The following is a 23,136-nucleotide window of genomic DNA, read 5'->3' as shown; positions in this document are numbered from 1 at the left end:
TGTTTATTTCACCAGTAAATGTTGGCGATCGAGAACATTGGTAATTGTGCGATACCAGTGATCAGAAACACGCGCTTTATCTTCTGCCCATTCCAAATATCCGCGACTTTGGAAATAACGCACGATACCAATGACTTCAGCAATACTTAGCTGAGTGCACTTAGACAACTCTTCACTAGAAGCTACCTCAAGCTGCACAATAGAACGTAGAACTGCCAACATAGGTTTCGGCATCTGTTCGAGATCTTGCGAGTCAGGAACATGGAACAAATTGACATTAACCACTCCCGTTTCTTTATTGCGGTTCAAAGAGCGGCGGAAGAATCGCAACGCAACCGTAGGGTTACCGTCGGAATAGTGCCAAAGAATACGGTAAAAGCCTTGTTTTGCGCGTTCGTCATCACTGGAATCATCTTGATCCCATTGACGGGGTACCACAAGCCCTTCAAAACTGACAGGCGATTCTATCTCTCGGTTAATCCGGCTATCAAGCAGGTTTACCATCTGTTTCTCATTCCAGCGAGGAAGAACCGTAACCCAGTCAAACAACAGTCGTTCGCCACGTGCTCTATCGACGAAGCGCCAGTTCGATTTCTCGATGGCCATAATCACACGGTGATTTTTCTTAGAGCGACGAAGTAGGTTGGTGAGTTTCATTAAACTGTTTAGTCCACCGACCATAGGTTTTACCAAACGTTGAGCGTTATCTATGGCAATCAGATAGGTTTGTTCACTCTTACGCAAATGGGAAAGAATTTGAATCTCGGATGACTCCGCTTCTAAACCTAAGCTTAACGCCAGCAGTTCAAGCAGTTCTGCGTAGCCTGAATACGGGCAGTTCAGGTACAAAGGTTCAGCGTTCTTTACCTTATGCAGCAAGGTATAAAGTAAAGTTGTGGTGCCAATACCACGTTCACCCGTAACAACGCAGATTGCCGGACTGTCGGTCAGCAGGTAGCGGGATAACTGCTTTATTTCGTCAGCGGCATAATCTATCAGTTCGCTATCCATAGACCCCGGTAGAATGTACTCAAAGGCTTCATCACCTTTGATACGGACGTGGTTATGGTCAGATGAAATACTTTCATTCTGTTTAGCCACTTCGATTCTAAACAGATAAGCAAGTGCCTGACTGAAGAAAGTGTAGTTTGAAAGCGCTGCAATAAGTCGGTATTGCAACGTATGCATTAACAGCCACGCTAGGGTAATAGTAGTCGCGAACACTCTGACGGCGAACGCATCTTTCTTACTGATGGTCCAGTTGACCCAAAGCGGTCTGTCTGAAGCTTTTTCCGCATACGCGAAAATTCGTTCACGCCATAGGTTTAGCACCGACACGATCATGACAAAGAACCAGGCATACATGGTATTGAGAATCCAGTAATAGATGGTTCCTTTACCCAATGTGCGCATAGAAAGTTGTAGAATCACACCCGTAATGATCACCGTCCAAACAATGCGACGAATAGTGCTGAGTCTTAGCGCCATTAGCGCCTTATTCGAGGTATGACTGGTTCTGTAGGTAAATTCCAGAATCAAGCTGACGGCGATAGAGCCGCCCCAGATCCACCAAATGAAAATTTCGAGATAGACGAGGTGCTGCAAACTCTTAATTTCCGCAAGTACTTGCAGTGAGAAAGTTATCGCAATCAGCCACGCTATAGCTTTGTTTGCCTTGCTGGCATACCAGACAATACGCGCCCAAAGCGAAGGTTCTGATTTATCTTTTAAATAGGTGTTACGAAACAGTTCAATGAGTCGCTTGCTGTGTCTTAGCCACCACACCAATAAAAAGTAGATAAACAGCACCTTACACACAGACCAAATAAAAGGTACAGGGGAGATTAGCAAATCATCAATAAGAGATTGAAAACTGCGTATCTGGAAATAAAACAGGTATTCGGCGCTCAGTTGAGCCACTTTCCATTCCTGTTTGAACTGAAGAACGCCAGTAGGGCCAAATCCGGTAACTTCTGCTCTGGTGTGTTCATCCGCCAAACGAAGTAATTGCTGCTTTGAATGGGTTAAACTCACCTGAGTGAGATAGCTTTGCTCCAAATTAAACCAATTGAAGTCATCATCTTGATTGCGATAGGCAACTAAAGCCTGTGAGAAATCATTAATGTTATTCGATTGAAGAGAGAGTGTTGAATGCAACAGTCTAGAGACCTCAAGATATTCATTTTGTGTCATGAACAAAGAGTCTGGCAGTTTTTTAATCTGCTGCTCGATCTCTAAAGCACTGTTGTTCGCTGTTGGCGTTGTGTTGATATTATTCACATCCCATTCGGCATGGGCTGCTTGTCCACTCACTAGCCAAAACATCAAAAAAAGACGTAACAAATTTTGCATATGCGTTATCGTTAAAGTAAGCCATTGATTTCATAAAACAGTGTAGATCGTATATCCGGTTTTAGATACAGATATCCAGACTAAAAAATGCAATCAAAATAACGCAGTATCAAATCTGATACGCCCTTGTATGTAAGGTTGTATAAAGAGTTTTTACTTTTTTGGATGAGTCATTTGTTGAGTAATTGAATCCATTATTCGGATTCATCGGCCAAATGACCTTTAACGTCAAATTCTATTTTCTCAACGCCACTGTAGACCTGAAAACGACGTCCTTTCGCTCGCGCAATAGTGGTAATGCCAAACTGATGAGCAAGCTCTAATCCCATTTGTGTCACCCCAGAACGAGATAACAGAACAGGTATGCCCATTTGAGCCACTTTGATGACCATCTCTGAGGTTAATCTACCGGTGGTGTAGAAGATCTTGTCATCACCGCTTTCACCTTGAAGCCACATTTCACCCGCCAAAGTATCAACAGCGTTATGGCGACCAACATCTTCGACAAAAGAAAGCACAGAGTTACCTTGGCAAACAGCACAGCCATGAACAGCTCCTGCCGCCTTGTAAGTATCATTGTGATGGGTGAGAGCTTCGAGCGCGTCGTAAATTTCAGACTGTTTAATTTCAGTTTGAGGAACTTTGTAACCTTCCAATTGCTTCATGACGTTGCCGTACATAGTTCCCTGACCACAGCCAGAAGTCACGGTCTTTTTCTTTAATGCGGGTTCTAAATGTTCTAGCGATTCTTTGGTGACAATGGCTGCGCTATTGGTTTCCCAGTCAATAATAACTGACTCAAGCGCTTCAGGATCGTTAAGAAAACTTTGGTTCTTCAGATAGCCTAAAACAAGGGCTTCAGGGCGGGATCCTAATGTCATCAAGGTGACTATCTCTTTCCAGTTAAGCATGACCGTTAACGGGCGCTCACAAGCGATAGATTTAGTTAAGCGTTCACCATATTCGTCAAAAACTTCAACTTCGATAGTTTGAAATGGGTTTTCACTGGTTTTTATGATTTTAGGTTGTGCCACGTGAGATTCCTGATGGAGTGATCGGAGAACAACGAAACAGCAAGTTTCATTCCATTGCTTTGTTAATTGCGTCGATTAGGACATTTTCATCATTTAACCGCAAATTAATGCGACATTTAACCCATGACATTCGCAAATTTCCAACTAGGCTTGAGTCAATGGCTCAATATTTGCTTTGTGTCACCTTAAATAACACTAACAACATATACCAAAACAATAATTGATTAGGTTTCTTATGTCAGAAAAACAAATACAAGCTCAGCCTCTTGTAGCAAAACAAACGATGGCAAAAACCGAAAACAGTTGGCCGATTAGCTGTCGCTTAAAAGAACATGAGATTACTGCCGGAATGTGGGTAACAACCCAATGGCAGTTACTTGGCTTTGATCTAACCGTAGACGAGAACTCACAGCATGTTGCGACGCTAGAGTTATATCGAGACGAGCGTACAGACTATCGCTTTAACCTCAGCTCCAAAAGTCCAAAATTGTTTTTGATTTTAGAACAGCCAGAAGATGGCGAAACACCAAAAATCATCCGCTTAATCGCCTCGCAAAGTGTCGCTGGTCAGTATATGGATGGAGAGTATTTGGTGTTGTCGAATGACATGCCATTGCCTGTGCAAGCTTGGATGGAAGCTTTTATCGGCCGACACGGTGAACTGTTAGAAGTGCGTGGTAAGAAGCGTAAAGGCGCGGGGAGGTCTAGTGGTCAATGATTCATTCTTAACGCGCTGGTCAAAACGCAAGCTTGAGGGAGAGAAAGACGCTCAGGTAGAAGATGCGAAGGTAGGATTGGAGGCTGATTCAATTAACTCTGATGCTGCCATTGACCTAACAAGCGAAGACAGAACAGACGAAAACCTATCTTCAGATGTTGAAGCGTTACAAGAGGGTGGCGAGCCTCAATCACTCGCATCCTTACTGACTTCGGAAGCCGATAAAGACATTAAAAAAGCCGCACTACGTAAGCTATTTTTCGGCGGCGAGTTTAGTGAAGTGTGCAGAATGAACGACTACGCTCAGGACTTCAGTGCTCTCAAACCTCTGTCACCGGAAATTGCGAAAACATTGCGAGGATGGTTGAAAGAGTCGACCGAAAACCCTGAGCAACAGGAAGAGTTTGAGTCTGAACAACTAGAACTGCTTGCGCAGCATAGTAAGGTGGAAGAGGGTGAGCAAACTGAAGAAACAGCATTAGAGACCCACACTGAACTCTCTGATTTAGAAGGTGAGACAAAAAATACCATATAAATCATAGGTACATTTTGACTAAACGGTAAGTTAGCAGTTGGGACAAATTGTCCCACAAGATAATAATGCCCTTAATTAGCTTAGTGTTATCCTTGTATCTTGTTGTAAATATTGAAAAGTTTTCTTGGAACGCTATTTGCTAATGTAGGTTCATATCCAGATAAAAAGTGTGTGGATAAACACTGGAAGCGAGCAAATGCTAAAACAATACTTACAACAATCGACTTCGCAAAATGGAATCGCGCGGTACTCTGCCATTGAAAATACCGTCGAATTATCTAACCTCATTCCTCCCACGGTGAGTTATGAGTCCTCTGGCGATACTCTGATTATTGGGCCTACCAGCCTGATTGAGCGTATCGCAGAACAATTACCTCAAGTTCAATCTGTCTCTTTGCTCTCCATAGATGGGGAGAAGGGCAAAGAAGCCAATATCTACTTTGCGGATAGCGTTCAAATTAGTGGATACCTCGGCAGTTTTGATGTGCTGGTACAAAACCATGGTGTCACAACCAGCCTGTCAAAAGTCGCTATAGGAAAAGATTCGTTCGATATCATCCTTGATATGTCTCTGAATGGCGTCATGACGGAAGAAGTTCCTGTTCCGGGGTATTTCCCTGTAGGGCGGGGCTATCCAAAACTGGCTGATGCACTTGAACAAATCCCAAATTTGGTCGGCACTTTTGATAAACCTAAATATTTCCGACTTGATACCGATTTATGCGCGCACAGTTCACGCGGTGTAAAAGGTTGCGAACGCTGTGTGGATGCCTGTCCTGCGGGCGCGTTATCAAGCGAAGGTTCAGACAAAACAGGTCATAGAATTGAGATTAACCCTTATCTGTGTCAAGGCGTCGGAACTTGTGCCACAGCTTGTCCTACCGAAGCTATTCATTACGCATTACCCACACCTAAAGAGACACAAAAGTTTATCGAACGTTTGCTTAAAAACTATTTTCAAGCGGGCGGTGAAAAACCTGTCGTTCTGATTTGTAGCTCAGAACATGAGACGTATAACCTGATGGCGTTAAAGGCTCTGCCCGAAAACGTTATTCCAGTGACGGTTGATGAATTGCCTTCTATCGGTATTGATACTTGGTTTGCCGCATTAACCAATGGAGCGACTCAAGTTCTTTTTGCTGCCAGTCGCCGAATGCCTAAAACCATTCAACGTATTCTGGAACAAGAAGTCGCAACCGCTCAAACATTGCTTTCTCAGTTAGGCCTAGCGAAAGAGACAATAAACATCCTCTACTTAGAGTCGCTTCGCGAAGGGGCTCCGAGCCTAATCACCGATGATCTTCAATTACGTTTAGGTGAGCTAGAAGGGAACAAGCGTGCCCGTCTATTTACCTCGCTTGATGCACTTGCTGAACAATTCAACATCGAGAAAGTGGCGCAGCCATTAGAAGCCTCTTCAGTTTACGGCGCGATAGAGTGTTCAACCAAAGACTGTACTTTATGTATGGGATGCGTTGCTGTGTGTCCAACAAGAGCACTTCATCATGAAGGTGATATTCCGGGGATTAAGTTTGTTGAACAGGACTGCGTTCAATGTGGCTTATGCATCAAAGCTTGTCCTGAAAATGCTCTAACAAGTGTTAAGCAAATGAACTGGGATAAAGCAGCTCGTCAATCTGCGATCACGCTACATCAGGAAGAACCAGCGAAATGTCTACGCTGCCATAAGCCATTCGCACCTCAATCTATGATCACTATGTTGCAGAATAAGTTACAAGGTCACTCACACTTTGCTACTGCTGAAGCTTTGAACCGTATTGCTATGTGTGAAGACTGCCGTGTGATTGATGTATTTGAGTCGATGGCTAACGACCCAGAACAACAGTTGAGATATTAGGAGTAGCAAATGGAACAGGCACAATCAATGCGTTCAGATATCTATCTGTTATTGGCGACACTATTTCGCCAAGCACCTAGCAAAGAACTGCTCGATTTTCTCTCTGAGTTAGAGTTTGAAGACAACGGTACGCCTATGGCGCAGGCTTGGTCTGAAATCGTTCATGCGTCTAAGAATACTAATGTTGAGCAACTGGAAGATGAGTACCAAGAACTGTTCATCGGTATCGGTCGCGGTGAAGTCGTACCTTTTGCATCTTGGCATTTAACTGGTTCGCTCATGGAAAAACCGTTGGCGGAAATTCGCACACATTTAAGTAAGCTAGGTTTAGAGCGAAGTGAAAATGTGAAAGAGCCTGAAGATCATATTTCAGCGCTTTGCGAAACCATGGCGTATTTGTGCGAACAGCCGGAACCCGTTCAACAATCATTTTTCAATCGTCATTTAGCGCCTTGGTATGAACGTCTTGCTGTTCAAATTACCGAAGCGCAACACACCCGTTATTACCATGCAGTTGCCACGTTAATGCGTGCATTTTTGTCGTTAGAAAATGTGTCATTTACCGAGGCGAAGGTAAGTAAACGTAATACTCACAAAATAGAAGTAAAGAACCTCACTGAATAAGCGCGTAAAGCGCTTTCAGACTTACCTTGTTGGCAACAATAGGGACGAGATAAGGAAGCAATGATGAAAAAACAACAACAAGACATCGATAAAAGCAGACGTGACCTGCTCAAAGGACTTGGAACTGCCGCGGTTGCTGGCGCTGTAGGCGCAACAGTTTCTCAGAGTGTCAGTGCGCAAGAACCGTCTTTGAATGTACCTACAACTAAAAAAGAAGGTTATCACGAGACACAACACATTCGTGATTACTACGACACGCTATAGGAGCTCGCAGATGAGACTAACTAAACGTTCTGATAACGTAACAAAAGAAAAGAATCAGCTCGGAATTAGCCGTCGTGCCTTCATGAAAAACAGCTCTTTAGCTGCTGGTGGTGCGGTTGTCGGTGCAAGTCTGTTTGCTCCGGGAATGATCAAAAAGGCGCAAGCGGAAGAAGTTGATCATAATTCCAAAACTGAAGTGAAGCGCACTATATGTTCTCACTGTTCTGTGGGTTGTGGTATCTACGCTGAGGTTCAAAATGGCGTTTGGACAGGTCAGGAACCAGCATTTGACCACCCATTTAACGCTGGTGGACACTGTGCAAAAGGTGCAGCTCTTCGTGAACACGGCCATGGTGAGCGTCGTCTGAAATACCCGATGAAACTCGAAAACGGTAAATGGAAAAAGATCTCATGGGATCAAGCCATTAACGAAATCGGCGACAATGTTCTGAAAATTCGTGAAGAGTCAGGCCCTGATTCTGTTTACTGGCTTGGCAGTGCGAAACACAGCAACGAACAAGCGTATCTGTTCAGAAAAATGGCTTCGCTATGGGGTACCAATAACGTTGACCACCAAGCGCGTATTTGTCACTCGACAACTGTAGCCGGTGTAGCAAACACTTGGGGCTATGGGGCAATGACCAACTCTTTTAACGATATGCATAACAGCAAATCGATTCTGTTCATTGGCTCTAACCCTGCTGAAGCTCACCCAGTGGCGATGCAACATATCTTAATCGCAAAAGAGAAGAACAACTGTAAGATTGTTGTTGCTGACCCACGACGTACCCGCACTGCGGCAAAAGCGGATCATTTCGTCGCTCTGCGCCCAGGTACTGACGTGGCATTTATCTGGGGTTTGCTATGGCACATATTTAATAACCAGTGGGAAGATAAAGAATTCATTCGTCAGCGTGTATTCGGTATGGATGAAATTCGCGCTGAAGTGGCGAAATGGAACCCTAAAGAGGTTGAGCGTGTTACAGGTGTGAGCGAAGAAGACGTTTATCACACGGCGAAATTACTATCAGAAAACCGTCCCGGTTGTGTGGTCTGGTGTATGGGTGGTACTCAGCACACCACAGGTAACAACAACACTCGCGCATACTGTGTACTTGAATTGGCTCTTGGAAACCTAGGCAAATCTGGTGGCGGTGCAAATATCTTCCGTGGTCACGATAACGTTCAAGGTGCAACCGACCTAGGCGTACTTTCTCATACTCTTCCGGGTTACTACGGCTTACTTGATGGTTCTTGGAAGCATTGGGCTCGCGTGTGGGATGTCGATTTCGAGTGGATTAAAAATCGATTCGACCAGAAAGAGTATCGAGGTCACAAGCCAATGAATAATATGGGTATTCCTGTATCGCGTTGGATTGATGGCGTGCTCGAAGACAAATCTAATATCGAGCAGAACGACAACATTCGCGCCATGTTCTACTGGGGGCATGCTGTAAACTCGCAAACTCGTGGCGTTGAAATGAGAAAAGCGATGAAGAAATTGGACATGATGGTCATTGTCGACCCATATCCAACGGTCGCGGCTGTAATGAACGACCGTACAGATGGTGTTTATCTTCTTCCTGCAACCACTCAGTTCGAAACTCACGGTAGTGTGACGGCATCTAACCGATCTATTCAATGGCGTGACCAAGTCATTGAACCATTGTTTGATTCGAAACCAGACCACGAAATTATGTATTTGCTTTCAAGCAAACTGGGGTTCGCAGATCAGCTGTTCAAGCACATTAAAGTCGAAAACAACCAGCCAGTCATCGAGGACATCACTCGTGAATTTAATAAAGGGATGTGGACGGTTGGCTATACTGGACAAAGTCCGGAACGCTTGAAAGCGCATCAACAAAACTGGCACACATTCCACAAAACAACACTTTCAGCAGAGGGTGGACCAGTAAACGGTGAAACCTATGGCTTGCCTTGGCCATGTTGGGGCACACCAGAGATGAAACACCCGGGGACTCATATTCTTTATGACACGTCCAAAACTGTTGCAGAAGGTGGCGGTAATTTCCGTGCTCGTTACGGTGTCGAGTTCGAAGGTAAGAACCTACTTGCTGAAGATAGCTTCTCAAAAGGAAGTGAGATCGAAGACGGATACCCAGAGTTTAGCGCGAAGCTACTGCAACATCTTGGTTGGTGGGATGATCTTACCCCTGAAGAGAAAGCAGAAGCGGAAGGTAAAAACTGGAAAACTGATCTGTCTGGCGGTATTCAGCGTGTGGCAATCAAGCATGGCTGTATTCCATTTGGTAACGCGAAAGCTCGTACCATTGTATGGGAGTTCCCAGACCGTGTGCCGCTACACCGTGAGCCTTTATACACACCACGCAGAGATTTGATTGCGGATTATCCGACTTGGGATGATGCAGAGTCTATCTATCGTCTGCCAACCCTTTATAAATCCATTCAGGATCAGGATAAATCGAAAGAATACCCAATCATTCTGACTTCTGGTCGTTTGGTTGAGTACGAAGGTGGCGGCGATGAGACACGTTCAAACCCATGGCTAGCAGAGCTTCAACAAGAGATGTTTGTTGAGGTCAACCCTAAAGATGCCAACGATTTAGGCTTCAAAGATGGCGATATGGTATGGGTTGAAGGCGCGGAGAAAGGGCGCATTCACGTTAAAGCTATGGTTACTCGTCGTGTACGTCCGGGAATGGCATTCATTCCGTTCCACTTCGGTGGGAAGTTCCAAGGTGAAGACCTAAGAGGCCGGTACCCAGAAGGTACACAGCCATATGTTGTTGGCGAGTCAGCGAACATCGCAACCACTTACGGTTACGATCCAACGACTCAGATGCAAGAAACGAAAGTCACACTATGTAACATCCGTAAAGCGTAAGGAGCACCGCGATGGCTAGAATGAAATTCCTATGTGACACCAAGCGCTGCATCGAATGCAACGGTTGTGTGACTGCATGCAAAAACGAAAACGACGACGCATTAGAGTGGGGTATCCAACGCCGACGCGTTGTAACACTTAACGATGGTGAGCCGGGTGAAAACTCGATCTCTGTTGCGTGTATGCACTGTACCGATGCGCCTTGTATGGCAGTTTGCCCAGCAGACTGTTTCGTACACACGGAAGACGGTATTGTTCTGCACAACAAAGATCTTTGTATCGGTTGTGGCTACTGTCTGTTCGCTTGCCCATTTGGTGCACCACAATTTCCTAAGCAAACTGCATTTGGAGAGCGTGGAAAAATGGACAAATGTACTTTCTGTGCAGGTGGTCCTGAAACGGAAGTGGGTTCTGAAGAAGAACGTAAAAAGTACGGTGCGAACCGCATTGCTGAAGGCAAACTTCCAATGTGTGCTTCACTGTGTTCAACCAAAGCGCTTATGGCGGGTGATGCAGAGACAGTTTCAGATATCTTCCGTCAACGTGTTGTTGAGCGTGGCGCAAAAGGTGCTGGCTGGACTAATGGTGAAGATCTTTCCTATGACGCAACAAGGAGCTAGTAGCCTATGCGAAATTTAATTGTTCGCGCTGCTGGTCGAGTGCTGCCTTTACTGGCAGCACTGCTGTGCTTGGCTTTTCCGCCTGCGTTTGCAGAAGAAGGTGGCAAAGACGTAAATGGCAAGGCAGATGTTGCGCAGAGTGAGATGAGCCAACTTGCTGGTGCTGATTACTGGCGACAAGTCCGTCAAGGTGTGTCTGGATATACCACCTCTCAGTCTCCTGAGCATGGTGTTCTGATCAGTAAACCGGGCGAAACGTGGTTTATTTTGAAAGAAAAATGGATGTCTCCAGCGGGTGCTGTCGCGATTTTCGGCAGTATTGCTTTGGTTATTCTGGCGTACGTAATTGTTGGCCCAATTATGTTGAGCAAACCAAGAACGGGGAGAAAGTTAAATCGCTGGTCGCGACTAGATAGGGCACTGCATTGGTCTATGGCGTTTACTTTCCTAACGTTAGCGTTCAGTGGTTTGATGCTGGTTTACGGTAAGCATTTTTTGAAACCGTACATCCCAACTGACTTATGGGGTTATATCGTTTTCGCCGCAAAACAGTATCACAACTATGTAGGGCCTCTGTTCTTTGTGCTGCTGGTGTTTATCCTGCTCAAGTGGTGGCGTAAATCGCTGTTCACTAAAGTGGATGTTCAATGGGCAATGAAACTGGGGGGAATGGTCGGTAAGCATAAAGGTACACATCCATCAGCTGGGTTCTCTAATGCTGGTGAAAAAGCAGTTTACTGGCTGTTGATTGTGTTTGGTGCCTTCGCCGCAGTGAGTGGTTTGTTCCTTGATTTCCCTATCTTTGGTCAAACTCGTCGCGATATGGAGATGTCTAACCTTGTCCACATGTTCTCGGCACTGATTTTAATCTGTGGCTTCGTGTTCCATATCTATATTGGTTTGTTTGGTATGGAAGGCGCGTTAGAAGGCATGGTGACGGGTAAAGTTGATGAAACTTGGGCTAAAGAGCATCACGATTTATGGTATGAGGAAATGAAAGCCAAAGGAGAAATTGAAGAAGCGGATGCCGTTTCGAACAATACTCAATCTCCACCAATGGGGGAGCCAATGCATGACAAGCGCTAATACTATGCAAGCTTCGGATAACAAGTCAGTGTGGTTCGTTTATATCGCTAATTTGTTAACTCCGTTTACCTGTCTAATCTCTGGCGTTATCGGCATTATTTATGCCGGATATCGCCTGGATAAAAACGAGGATGGGGAAGTCGCAAATTCTCACTACTATGGTTTGATCCGCAGCTTCTTCCTCTTTTTGACTTTCTTTGTGGTACTGATTGTCACTGTTGCCACTACCAACGGGCTGATCATGGGCGTTAACCGTTACTGGTACGCACATTCATGGTTAACGACCTTAGGTGGCGCAATTCCCTATGTCGGAGCATTAATTGCTCTGTTTGCCATTTCACTTTGGTTTGTGCGAATGGTTAAAGGGATGCAGCAGTTGAGAAACAATATTCCTCATGCGCCCTCTAAGGGGCCAAACTTATAAAACTGATTGGAAATTCTCACAGAGAGTCAGAATGACATGAGTGAATTATCAAACGGTTAATTAGGTAAATCAGAATGGGCGAAAATAGTTTTTCTCACTCAAATCAGAATGAACATTTTCGCACCATTCATACCGTGTACGATGGTATCGCTTAGGACAATTTACTTCTGGTAAATACTTAGGGGATACCCTTCGTGATTTCATGTATACAGAGCATTGCCAGTACCAATCACCGTAAACACGGTTTTGCCGCTTTTCTTTTTACGATGTTCTTCGTTTTCATTTTATTTGACTATTGTTTGACCATATTTAAGTAATGGATTAGCGTCACGACAGGCTTCAAGCAGATATAGGTGTTAAATGAAATATTATGGAAGTTGTTTGTGTGGTTCCGTTTCTTTTGAAATTAACGGTGTAATTGAACAAGTAATACATTGCCATTGTGATATGTGCAAAAAATCTCATGGAGCAGCGTTTGCATCATTTGGTGTTGTTGCTCAGGATGCTTTTCAATGAATTGGACAAGAAGCCATAGGTATTTTTAATTCATCGCCTGATACTCAACGGACGTTTTGCAAGAAATGTGGCTCTCCTCTTCAGTGGCATAAATCTGGTGATAGTTTTGGTGAAGGTAAAATTTCGTTCAGTCTAGGATTACTTGATACACCGTTTACTCCAAACGAAGAATTAAACTTCTTCAAGGAACAGAAAGCTAAATGGTATCTTGCCCATGAGTAAACATTTCCTAATGTTAGTAATCTAATCACATGATAAACGGGACAGTAGTTAAAAAATGGACAGTGACATATCAATACTTCTTGAAGCACCTAGCGCTGAGGAATTCGTGACGCTTAGAGAAACCGCGAACTGGAAAAGCCCTAGTCTAGTGCTTGTTAATCAGAGCATTCAAAGTAGCTTGTTCCACGTGACTATACGCACTGGAAAGGATCTTATAGCCATGGCTCGAATAGTTGGTGATGGAGTGATGTATTTCTACATCCAAGACGTTGTTGTCTCACCAAACCATAGACAAAAAGGTCTAGGTAGTATTTTGATGCAGGAGATAGAACGGTATCTAGAACAAAATGCTCCTTCTAATGCTACTGTTGGACTGCTCGCTGCTACTGGTAAGGAAAGCTTCTATGAACGATATGGTTATGTTATTCGGCCTACGGAAGCTCTAGGGCACGGGATGTGTAAATTCACATAAGGCCATTGCACATTAGAGGTAAATACAAACTCATATTTGCCCCAAAGTGAGCCAGCCTCGGATTTGGGACACACTTCTTTTGTCATTATTTGACCTATTTTTTCTAATGCTAATTGAGATGTGTATAAAATACCCCACTTCGTCGTATTTTCTCTTTCTCTATTTTGGCTACGTTTGTGATACCATCGTAAAAACATATAGTTATACTATAAGTTGGCATTCTCCGATGCACATCAATGGATCGCCGATCAGAGCGAATGGGCAGTAAATGAAGACAGGTTGGGGAGTGAATGAGGTGGTCAGTTTTACGAGCGCTGTACGTAGCTGTTTAGGTTGGGTCGTGGCGAGACTCCTCCTTACTAGTTGACTGAGGCGCAGAACATCGGGCATTGCATCCATCAATGCTATGTAAATTTAAAGCGTCAGTTCTGCTGCTCGGACTGGCTAAAAACAAAATGACTGGATTGATACGGATATGACTGATAAAACGCAGACAAATAACCAAGATACAAACGAAATTATTATTGACTTGTTCGCCCCTAATCTTCCGGGAAGCACCAAGGAAGGTGATTTAATCCAGAAAGCCTTGCGTGATCAGTTGGTTACAAGCATTCGAAGTTCGATTGCCCTTCCGATATCCAACAATTCGTCTGAGGTTGCCCGATTTATTGATGAGTCAGGCCGTAATGTGTTCTTTGTGGATGGTACTCGCGGTGCTGGTAAGACTACATTTATTAACAGTGTGGTCGAACGGCTGAACGAAGACAAACGTGATGCGGACACTAGTATCGAGTGTCTTCCGACTATCGACCCCACGAAACTGCCACGTCATGAACCTATTTTGGTCACTGTTACAGCTCGCCTGAACAAGGTGGTGTCCAGTAAGTTAAAAGGGAGTTGGTCATCGAATCACCACCAAAAGCAAAAGGAACAATGGCAGAGTCATCTTGAGCAGCTCCAGCGTGGTTTACATCTGCTGACAGACAAGGAGTACAAGCCGGAATATTTCAGTGATGCTTTGAAGTTGGACGCCCAGCTCGATTACTCCATCGGTGGGCAAGATCTATCTGAAATCTTTGATAAGCTGGTTGAGTGTGCGTGTGAAATTCTAGGCTGCTCGGCCATTTTGATCTCGTTTGATGATATCGATACTCAGTTTGATACGGGGTGGGATGTACTTGAATCTATTCGCAGATTCTTTAATAGCCAAAAATTGGTAGTGGTGGCTACGGGTGACCTACGCCTTTATTCTCAGTTGATTCGTGGAAAGCAATACGAAAATTACAGCAAAACTTTGCTCGATCAGGAAAAAGAAAGCGCGCGCTTAGCTGAGAGGGGATATATGGTGGAGCACCTTGAACAGCAATATTTATTGAAATTGTTTCCTGTACGAAAACGTATACAGTTGAAAACAATATTGCAACTGGTTGGCGAAAAGGGAAAGCAGCGTGAACAAAATATCAAGGTTAAGACTGAGCTTGGCATGAGCGATAAGGATGCTATCGACGTTCGTGATGCTATTGAAAGTGCCGTCAGGGAAGGGCTGAACCTTCGAGACGGTTCCGATGCAGATATGTATGTGAATGAACTATTGAAACAGCCGGTTCGTTTATTAATGCAAGTGTTACAAGACTTTTATACCAAAAAAAATCATCCCAAATCTAATAATGAAGGCGGGAAAGAAGGTAATGATAAAAATGGTGAGTCATCAATTCCACATTTACTTAGAAACTCATTATATGGAGCGATGCTTAGTAGCATTTATCGTGCGGGTTTGAACTATGAACAGCATCGTTTTGGTATGGATTCACTCTGCAAGGATATATTTACCTATGTGAGGCGGGATCGTGATTTTAATACCGGTTTTTATTTACGACCTCAGTCCGAAAGTGAGGCATTAAGAAACTGTTCCATTTACTTAGCATCTCAGGTAAGTGAAAACTGTCAGGGAAGTCTGTCAAAATTTCTACAGATGCTTTTGGTTGGCTGTGGTTCAGTCAGTATATTCAATCAATTTGTGACCGGGCTGGTGCAGGCTGAGAACGATAATGGAAAATCAGAACAGCTTATCAGTGAATATTTAGCCTATATGTCTGTGGGCAGAAATGAAAGTGCCTCCCATTGGGCGAATCGATGTTGTGCTGTGATCGCAAACACCTCCAATGATGCCAAGGCGGGGGTTTTTCTTGGTATGGTGCAGCTAAACCGTCAGAAACGCTCAAATATACCCGACGATTTTAACGCATTTGATATCGATGCCGAGAAGGGCTTGGCAAAAGCTGCAATCGCGACTTCGTTGAGTTCAGTTGCTTCAAGTAATCTGATGGATTTCAGTAGTGTTTTTAATCTGATTGGGGCTATCGCAGATATCTCTGCAGGCCATCGTGAAAAGACCGCTATTGCTAAGGCGTTTAATAAAGCTATAGCACAACCAACATGTATCGTTCCTCCATGGAGCGACACTGCTGCTCGTGCGGAAATGAAAAAACCTGATAATGGGGAAGTTGAAGAATCCCATCAGGAAGCTGACAGTAACTTCTCTGATGTAATTGATAAAATTTCAACATGGCTTGATAAAGTCGAACAAGTTGAGGCTGATATTCGTCCATCTTCACTATTAATTGGAAAAGTATGGACTCGTCTATATTTTAACCTGAACAACATAGCTGATGAGCATAAAAAAAGACTTTCTAGCGATTCGAATTCTGGGCAAAAAGCCAGCCAATCAAATGCTGCGAAAATTATGCGCTTTAATGTCCTAGCTTTTCTGCATGCAACATTGGTTGAAGAAAGCTTATATCATTCGGTTAGTAATAAGGAATATCTTGGTGAAGGGCTAAGGCTAAATCCGGTCACTTCGGTTGACGAGTTTGAGAAAAAAATAAGAGAAATGAATATTGGGTTGAATGATGGGGGCAAAACATGGAAAGAGACTCATCCGTTGTTTTTCTTATTGATTAGCTGCCCAATTCTTCATCCATTCATCTTTCCTGTTGGAGGGGTTAATAGTTCGCAAAGATCCTATGCAAAAGAGGAAAGTTTTCGCAAACTAATTTCGGATATAATCAAGTCTGATACACCTCAATATGATTTTTTGTCGAAGAATGAATTCGATGATTTGTTCAAGAACGGTACTCCAAATAAAAACATTAAACCAGAAACTTCACTTAAAACAATAATGTCACTGAATTCTGCCACAATAGCAGGTGCAAAATACCCTGATCCTAAGTCAGTTGAGGAAAGTGATACTCCTTCTTCGGATAACAAAGATGTCGAAGAATAATTACCCCCGAATAAGGATTAGATATGGAACGCTTTCTTCTTAATTCAACAGCATTGTTGCATCGCTTGAGTACTGCCTCATTGGACGAGGTATCACTTGATCATAGGGTGGAAGCATCCGTGTTTCTTGCTCAATACGAGCAGACGCGTAATTTGCCCGATCATGTGGCGAAATCGGCCTGGTCTTCCTTGATGCAGGAACTCAAACAGCAAAATATGAAACTCGGCCCTATTGCTGCTTTACGTTTGATCGATGAAAAATATGTTAAAAATGAGAAAGATGGTCCCAGAATTGACCTTGCTATGTTCTCGGAATGGCAAACTCTAATGAGCCGTGTGTCGTGCTTGCCAATTATGGCGTGTCATCAGGTATTTAATCTAGGGCCTGCCAGTCAGGAATATAGCTTTCGTTGGCCTTTGTACCCTTATCACCCAACGGTTGAGGACTACATTACCCGTGAATGTCTGCACGAAACTCACCAACATCTGAATGGCAGTACCAGCGCAGAAGAGTGTTGGCTGGATGCACTCAAGCGCCCAGCCATGACCGTCAAAGATTTTGAGAAGGGCTGGGCTTCTCAAGAGATGAAACAACTCTGTGCTCAGATTGATCCCTTACTCGCACCTAAAACCTTCAAAGACCGTTTGCAGGTTGCCAACAATATTCGCGAAATTCTTTGTCGGATAGCTCTGGGCGCAGAGTTGCCAGAGTGGATGGCGTCAGTACAGCACCCGAAACAGTTGGCGGACAGTACCATTCAGCATCAGGGCAAGGAGTACGGGGTTGCGACGGTTTGGCCAACGGATGACAAATATAGCCAGGAGTCTGAATTTTACTGGCTAACCGGGTTGTTGGAAAAATGGCGGTATGGGGCGCCCGAAGGACTGGAACGATTGCTTTGGATTTACCTGCTGATTCAAAATCAGTATCTGACCTTGTTGGTTCAGCGAGACGATTTTTTCGGCTTTGATCAGTTCCAGAAATACACCATGACGGAGCTGAGAGAAGAAACAGAGAAATCTTATTTGTCTCGCTTCAAAGATGCACATGGTGCTGGCATTTATTCTCAGGTGCGTTATCTGGAAGGCCGTTTTGCCCCAAAGAGCGACCCTAGCAAAATGCAAAAATTACTATTTAGCATTATGCGTGGGTACTGGGAATACGTTAAAGGTCACATGAACGTCGACTGGGAGCATTCCCAGCCATTGAATATCACTCAGGTGCTCGATAATCTTGAACTGGTTAAGCCTGCCACTATATGTGCCGAGCTGGCATTGGTGCCGCATTTCATCAAGAAAAAGCCCAAAAAGGATGAAGTTTATCCCTATTCGGTGCTGTTCAAGGATTTGAAAAATCAGGCTGCTATTCTGATGGATATCCTGAATCATGAACCTCGCCTGACACGCTGGATTCGAGGAGTGGATGCCGCTGCTAATGAGATGCATGCGCCACCAGAGTTGTTTGCCCCCTTGTTCCGGGTACTAGCTAAATCAGGTATCGCTCATTTTACCTATCATGTTGGCGAAGACTTTCCTCATTTGATCAGTGGTATTCGATCCATTGATGATGCCTTGAGGTTTTTGCCTTTGCGTAATGGTGACCGTCTTGGTCACTGCACTGCGATTGGCATAACGCCTAACATATGGAAACGCTCTTTGCCATTGTCTTTGTCAATGACCAAAGAAACACGATTGCTTGATTTGGTGTTTATCTGGCGGGAACTTCGAAGTCATCCTGAACTACTGCGCTACGCCAGCGGTGCAGCGATTGAAGCGGTTCATCTGGCCCATGAGGTGTTTTCTCTGGAAGAAGAAATCTCGATTACTACCCTTGATAAGGTGTTTGAGTTGCGGGGTATGTTGGCTGAATCGGAAGGCATACTGGGTGAGTTGGATGGGCCACTAAAGCCTAAATCTCTCTGGTTGGAAGAGTACGAGAGTTCTAAAGAGTTAGCTAATAAGGCTGGTATGAAAAGGCCAATGAAGTTGTATCACCAATGGCTGGCAGATGATAACGTGCGAAAGCAGCGTGCTGAATACGTTGCTGTTCCTCTGGAATATTTGTCGGATGAAGCGTTAGTTTCATTGCAACAGACTGTGATGGCTAAAATGGCAGACCGAAACATTGCAATTGAGTGCCCACCGACCAGCAATACCCGTATCAGCCAGTATCGAGATGTCAGCGAGCATCATATTTTTCGCTGGATGGGCTTGCCGGGTGAGGTGGTTGAAGGTGATGTCCCCATGTCTATTTGTCTGGGATCTGATGATCCGGGGATCTTCGCAGCGGATTTGAAATCCGAGTTTTATCATCTGTTCGTGGTGTTAACTCGAAAGTTTGGTTTGTCGCCAGCGGGGGCTTTGAGGAAGGTTGCGGAGGTGAACGAGAATGGGCGAATTTTTCGCTTTCACGATGTCATTTAGTGTGTATACACCGAGGGTTTTGTAATTGTTAAAAACCTGCTTGACTCATTTATAGATTTAAATGTTAATCCATACAAATTTTAATCCGAAACTCACAAACTAAAGTTAGAAAGCTAGCTAGCTTTTGTCCAAAACCTTGTTCCACATACCCTATGTAAAAGCCCGAATGTACCATCAGATTTATGATGGTTTAGCGCCAATAGAGGCTAGCTATAAAATTCTCACTGAACCACCGGCGCCCCAGTTTCGGGTAATTTTTGTACAACAATAGTGCGCACTAAATTGGTTCACACGTACCAATATGGTGCTATTTATTGGCAAAAATCCTATTTTTTATCATTCGAACATTCCTGCTTTTAAAGCCAATACCATTAATAATCAACTAGTTAATGTCTTTATTATTCCAGCAGCTCCAAACTGGAATACATCTTGCTCATGCAGGGCACAAACATAATAAATTCACCAATGTTGTGAATTGCAAAACATTTGGCACCTAGTTGGTGCGCTTTTTTATTCTGCATGGAGTGTAACGAGAATGACTCAAACCGAAAGTCAGGTTTATGGAGCTGTACAAGCCCTGACCCAAAGTTCAGATACTTTATTTTTGCTGCTTGGCGCCATTATGGTGTTTTTAATGCATTCAGGGTTCGCATTTTTGGAAGTAGGGACGGTTCGTAAGAAAAACCAAGTTAACGCATTAGTAAAAATTCTAGCGGACTTTGGTGTATCAACTATCGCTTATTTCTTTATTGGTTACTGGATTGCCTATGGTGCGAACTTCTTTTCTGACGCTGAAACATTGGCTCAAGGCAATGGTTACGAGTTAGTTAAGTTCTTCTTCCTACTGACGTTTGCCGCCGCTATCCCAGCAATTGTTTCGGGTGGTATTGCGGAACGTGCGCGTTTTTATCCGGTTCTCATTGCTACGTTTTTCACTGTTGGTCTGGTTTATCCTTTCTTTGAAGGGATCATCTGGAACGGCAATTATGGAATTCAAGAAGCATTCGAAAATCGTTTTGGCGCAGGTTTCCATGATTTTGCCGGTTCCGTTGTGGTACACAGCGTTGGCGGTTGGATTGCACTAGTCGCCGTATACTTCCTAGGGATGCGTAAAGGTCGTATTCGCGCAGGTAAACATACCAACTTTGCACCTTCAAACATTCCATTCTTGGCGCTAGGCGCTTGGATTCTGTGTGTTGGCTGGTTTGGCTTTAACGTCATGTCTGCACAAGCTATAGCAGGCATTAGCGGCCTTGTGGCTATGAACTCGTTGATGGCGATGGTTGGCGGTATCCTAGCTTCGCTTGTAGTTGGCAAAAACGACCCAGGCTTCATTCATAACGGACCTTTAGCTGGGCTTGTCGCCGTGTGTGCGGGTTCTGATATCATGCACCCGCTAGGTGCGTTAGTAACAGGTGTTGTTGCTGGTGCGCTATTCGTATGGCTATTCACACAACTTCAAAACAAAACCAAGATTGATGACGTGCTAGGTGTTTGGCCGTTACATGGTGTGTGTGGTGCCTGGGGTGGGATTGCAGCAGGTATCTTCGGTCAAACCGCTCTAGGTGGCTTAGGTGGTGTTAGCATTGCGGTTCAAGTTATGGGGACTGTGTTAGGTATCGTTGTTGCTCTTGTTGGTGCATTCGTGGTTTATGGAGCGCTTAACGCTCTGACAGGGCTACGTCTATCCGAAGAAGACGAGTTTATCGGTGCTGACTTAGCTGTACACAAAATTTCTTCAGTCAACGAAGAATAACATCTCGCTCTTTTTCTAATATTTGAGCGTTAAACGAGAGCAGGCCAATGGTCTGCTCTCGGCTTTTCTGAATCACATATCAAGCAATAAGTACTAAAATTAAGACTATTGTCTAACGGCGAAAACTACAGTTGAGTTTGCTTCAGTGCTAATCTAGCCAAAAGCTATTCAGAATAAGGATGTTGTATGAAATTTCCGTATCGCAATGTTGTTGTGCTAACAGGCGCTGGAATCTCTGCGGAATCGGGTATTCAGACCTTTCGAGCTCAAGATGGACTTTGGGAAAATCATCGAATCGAAGATGTTGCTACACCGGAAGGTTTTGCTAAAAACCCAGATTTAGTTCAGGACTTTTATAACCAACGTCGCCGCAAATTACAGTCTGATGCCATTAAACCCAATGCGGCACATATTGCTTTGGGTCAGCTTGAAAAAGAGCTGGATGGAAAAGTCACTATCATTACTCAGAACATCGACAACTTGCATGAGCGTGGCGGAAGCCAAAACATCATTCATATGCATGGCGAACTGCTTAAAGCCCGTTGTAGTGTCTCTAATCAAACCATAGAACAAACAGGTGACTTGTTGACTGGTGACCTGTGCCACTGTTGTCAAATACCTGCGCAGATGCGTCCACATATCGTTTGGTTTGGTGAAATGCCTCTGCGAATGGGTGACATCTACTCAGCATTAGAAGAAGCAGATTTGTTTATTTCAATTGGCACCTCTGGCGTGGTTTATCCAGCAGCCGGTTTTGTTCACGATGCCAAAATGCATGGAGCACACACAATTGAGATAAATTTGGAGCCTAGTGCGGTAGAGAGTGAGTTTGCCGAAAAACGTTATGGAAAGGCGAGTATTGAAGTTCCGCGCTTAGTTGAAGAAATTCTTGAACTTCAGCAGCCAGATTTCAAATTCGGTAATCACTAGCGAGGTTACTCTCAAGTTTCCTTGTTCACACAAATTATTACGATAAACAAAAAGCGGCTAAAAGCCGCTTTTTCAATTCATTATTTGTTCGATTACTTATCGACTTTAAGTTTCTGGAAGTATTCTTCGTACAGAACGCTGGCGTCACCAACTTCGTCTTGCCATTCACCGCTGTCCATAATGGCTTGCGGAGGGAAGATGCTTGGATCGTTCGCAAACTCTTCTGGAAGTAACTTATACGCTGCTTTAACTGGTGTTGGGTAACCAATTTCTACTGCAATTTTCGCTGCGTTCTCTGGGCGAAGTAGGAAGTCGATCATTTTATGAGCCGCTTCGATGTTCGCTGCACCAGCAGGGATAGCTAAGCTGTCCATCCAGAAGATCGCGCCTTTCTCTGGCCAAATAATATCGATGTTTGCGCCTTCTTCACGAGCCATATATGCAGAACCGTTCCACAGCATGCCTAGCGATACTTCACCCGCTAAATAAGGGTTCGCAGGGAAGTCTGAGTTAAAAACCAACACATTTGGCATTAGCTTTTTCAGTTCCTCATAAGCTGCTTCAATTTCTTTCGGGTCGGTAGTATTTGGTGAGTATCCTAGCTTAACAAGAGCGATGTGGAAGACTTCTCGAGAGTCGTCCATCATCATCAGTTGTCCTTCCCATTTAGCGTCCCATAAATCACCCCAGTTATGGATGTTTGATTTATCCAGCATATCCGTGTTGATACCGATACCTGTCGCGCCCCAAATGTAAGGGATTGAGTAGCTGTTATTTGGATCAAAAGGTTTATTTAAATAGTTAGAATCCAAACCTGCAAAATTAGATAGCTTCGACTTATCAATCTCAAGAAGCATGCCTTCCTTACGCATTTTCGAAACGAAATACGTTGAAGGGACAACTAAGTCGTAACCCGTACCTTGTGTTTTTAGCTTAGCGTACATACTCTCGTTCGATTCGTATGTAGAGTAGATGACTTTAATACCTGTTTCCTTGGTAAAGTCTTCTAGAACTTCGCTTGGAATATATTCTGACCAGTTATAGAAATAGAGTTCTTGGTCATTAGCCATTGCATTGGTAGTGAATAGAGTCGCGGCAAAAAGAGCGCCAGCATACAGTTTACTTTTCATTACTTTTCCATGTTTTGTGCAAG

17 protein-coding genes are annotated in these 23,136 nt (G+C 44.1%); 14 read left to right on the top strand and 3 right to left on the bottom strand.

Going from position 1 to position 23,136, the window contains the following annotated elements; all coding sequences use genetic code 11:
• Nucleotides 1-3 precede the first annotated feature (3 nt).
• Together L3V23_RS17725 and fdhD are read right to left on the bottom strand one after the other, a co-directional pair.
• The gene (locus L3V23_RS17725) at nt 4-2,352 is read right to left on the bottom strand and encodes an AAA family ATPase (RefSeq protein WP_102966557.1); all 2,349 of its coding nucleotides are present in this window, start codon (nt 2,350-2,352) and stop codon (nt 4-6) included.
• Nucleotides 2,353-2,546: 194 nt separating this feature from the next.
• On the bottom strand, nt 2,547-3,386 hold the full coding sequence (gene fdhD / locus L3V23_RS17720; RefSeq protein ID WP_237292677.1) for a formate dehydrogenase accessory sulfurtransferase FdhD: 840 nt from the start codon (nt 3,384-3,386) through the stop codon (nt 2,547-2,549).
• A 283-nt stretch (nt 3,387-3,669) separates the two neighbouring features.
• Here fdhD and L3V23_RS17715 point away from each other — a divergent pair, with 283 nt between their 5' ends.
• The 14 genes from L3V23_RS17715 to cobB all read left to right on the top strand — a co-directional run bounded on the left by L3V23_RS17715 (nt 3,670) and on the right by cobB (nt 21,983).
• Complete coding sequence (locus L3V23_RS17715; protein WP_174435411.1) at nt 3,670-4,104, top strand: DUF3305 domain-containing protein; 435 nt, start codon at nt 3,670-3,672, stop codon at nt 4,102-4,104.
• Nucleotides 4,094-4,639: a DUF3306 domain-containing protein gene (locus L3V23_RS17710; protein ID WP_180980328.1), complete on the top strand. Its 546-nt coding sequence runs from the start codon at nt 4,094-4,096 to the stop codon at nt 4,637-4,639. The genes L3V23_RS17715 and L3V23_RS17710 overlap by 11 nt, the downstream gene beginning before the upstream one ends.
• Nucleotides 4,640-4,835: 196 nt before the next feature.
• Nucleotides 4,836-6,497 (top strand): 4Fe-4S binding protein, encoded by a 1,662-nt coding sequence (locus tag L3V23_RS17705; protein WP_102966560.1) that lies wholly within the window; start codon nt 4,836-4,838, stop codon nt 6,495-6,497.
• A 9-nt stretch (nt 6,498-6,506) separates the two neighbouring features.
• A complete protein-coding gene (locus tag L3V23_RS17700; RefSeq protein ID WP_102966561.1) occupies nt 6,507-7,121 on the top strand; it encodes a molecular chaperone in 615 nt (204 codons plus the stop codon).
• A gap of 63 nt (nt 7,122-7,184) precedes the next feature.
• Nucleotides 7,185-7,385 carry a twin-arginine translocation signal domain-containing protein gene (locus L3V23_RS17695; RefSeq protein WP_042482330.1) on the top strand — a complete coding sequence of 67 codons (201 nt, stop codon included), beginning with the start codon at nt 7,185-7,187 and terminating at the stop codon, nt 7,383-7,385.
• A 10-nt stretch (nt 7,386-7,395) separates the two neighbouring features.
• Nucleotides 7,396-10,251, top strand: a complete 2,856-nt coding sequence (locus L3V23_RS17690) for a formate dehydrogenase subunit alpha (RefSeq protein WP_102966562.1) — start codon at nt 7,396-7,398, stop codon at nt 10,249-10,251.
• A gap of 11 nt (nt 10,252-10,262) precedes the next feature.
• Nucleotides 10,263-10,871 (top strand): formate dehydrogenase FDH3 subunit beta, encoded by a 609-nt coding sequence (gene fdh3B, locus L3V23_RS17685; RefSeq protein WP_042482336.1) that lies wholly within the window; start codon nt 10,263-10,265, stop codon nt 10,869-10,871.
• A 6-nt stretch (nt 10,872-10,877) separates the two neighbouring features.
• Complete coding sequence (locus L3V23_RS17680) at nt 10,878-11,957, top strand: formate dehydrogenase subunit gamma (protein ID WP_102966563.1); 1,080 nt, start codon at nt 10,878-10,880, stop codon at nt 11,955-11,957.
• A 4-nt stretch (nt 11,958-11,961) separates the two neighbouring features.
• Nucleotides 11,962-12,381, top strand: a complete 420-nt coding sequence (locus L3V23_RS17675) for a hypothetical protein (protein WP_102966631.1) — start codon at nt 11,962-11,964, stop codon at nt 12,379-12,381.
• A 793-nt stretch (nt 12,382-13,174) separates the two neighbouring features.
• The gene (locus L3V23_RS17670) at nt 13,175-13,591 is read left to right on the top strand and encodes a GNAT family N-acetyltransferase (protein WP_237292676.1); all 417 of its coding nucleotides are present in this window, start codon (nt 13,175-13,177) and stop codon (nt 13,589-13,591) included.
• A 475-nt stretch (nt 13,592-14,066) separates the two neighbouring features.
• Nucleotides 14,067-16,874, top strand: coding sequence for a hypothetical protein (locus L3V23_RS17665; RefSeq protein WP_237292675.1), 2,808 nt, complete (start codon nt 14,067-14,069; stop codon nt 16,872-16,874).
• 23 nt (nt 16,875-16,897) lie between these two features.
• Nucleotides 16,898-19,297 (top strand): hypothetical protein, encoded by a 2,400-nt coding sequence (locus L3V23_RS17660; protein WP_237292674.1) that lies wholly within the window; start codon nt 16,898-16,900, stop codon nt 19,295-19,297.
• Nucleotides 19,298-19,832: 535 nt separating this feature from the next.
• Nucleotides 19,833-21,053 carry an ammonium transporter gene (locus tag L3V23_RS17655; RefSeq protein WP_237292673.1) on the top strand — a complete coding sequence of 407 codons (1,221 nt, stop codon included), beginning with the start codon at nt 19,833-19,835 and terminating at the stop codon, nt 21,051-21,053.
• Between the two features lie 186 nt (nt 21,054-21,239).
• Nucleotides 21,240-21,983, top strand: coding sequence for a Sir2 family NAD+-dependent deacetylase (gene cobB, locus L3V23_RS17650; protein WP_237292672.1), 744 nt, complete (start codon nt 21,240-21,242; stop codon nt 21,981-21,983).
• 92 nt (nt 21,984-22,075) lie between these two features.
• Here the strand turns inward: cobB and L3V23_RS17645 are convergent, their stop codons facing one another.
• Nucleotides 22,076-23,113, bottom strand: a complete 1,038-nt coding sequence (locus L3V23_RS17645; protein WP_102966567.1) for an extracellular solute-binding protein — start codon at nt 23,111-23,113, stop codon at nt 22,076-22,078.
• Between the last annotated feature and the right edge of the window lie 23 nt (nt 23,114-23,136).

It is taken from the genome of Vibrio sp. A1-b2 (genome assembly GCF_021726015.1).
Classification (GTDB): domain Bacteria; phylum Pseudomonadota; class Gammaproteobacteria; order Enterobacterales; family Vibrionaceae; genus Vibrio; species Vibrio diazotrophicus.
This window is presented reverse-complemented; position numbering and strand designations above follow the sequence as displayed.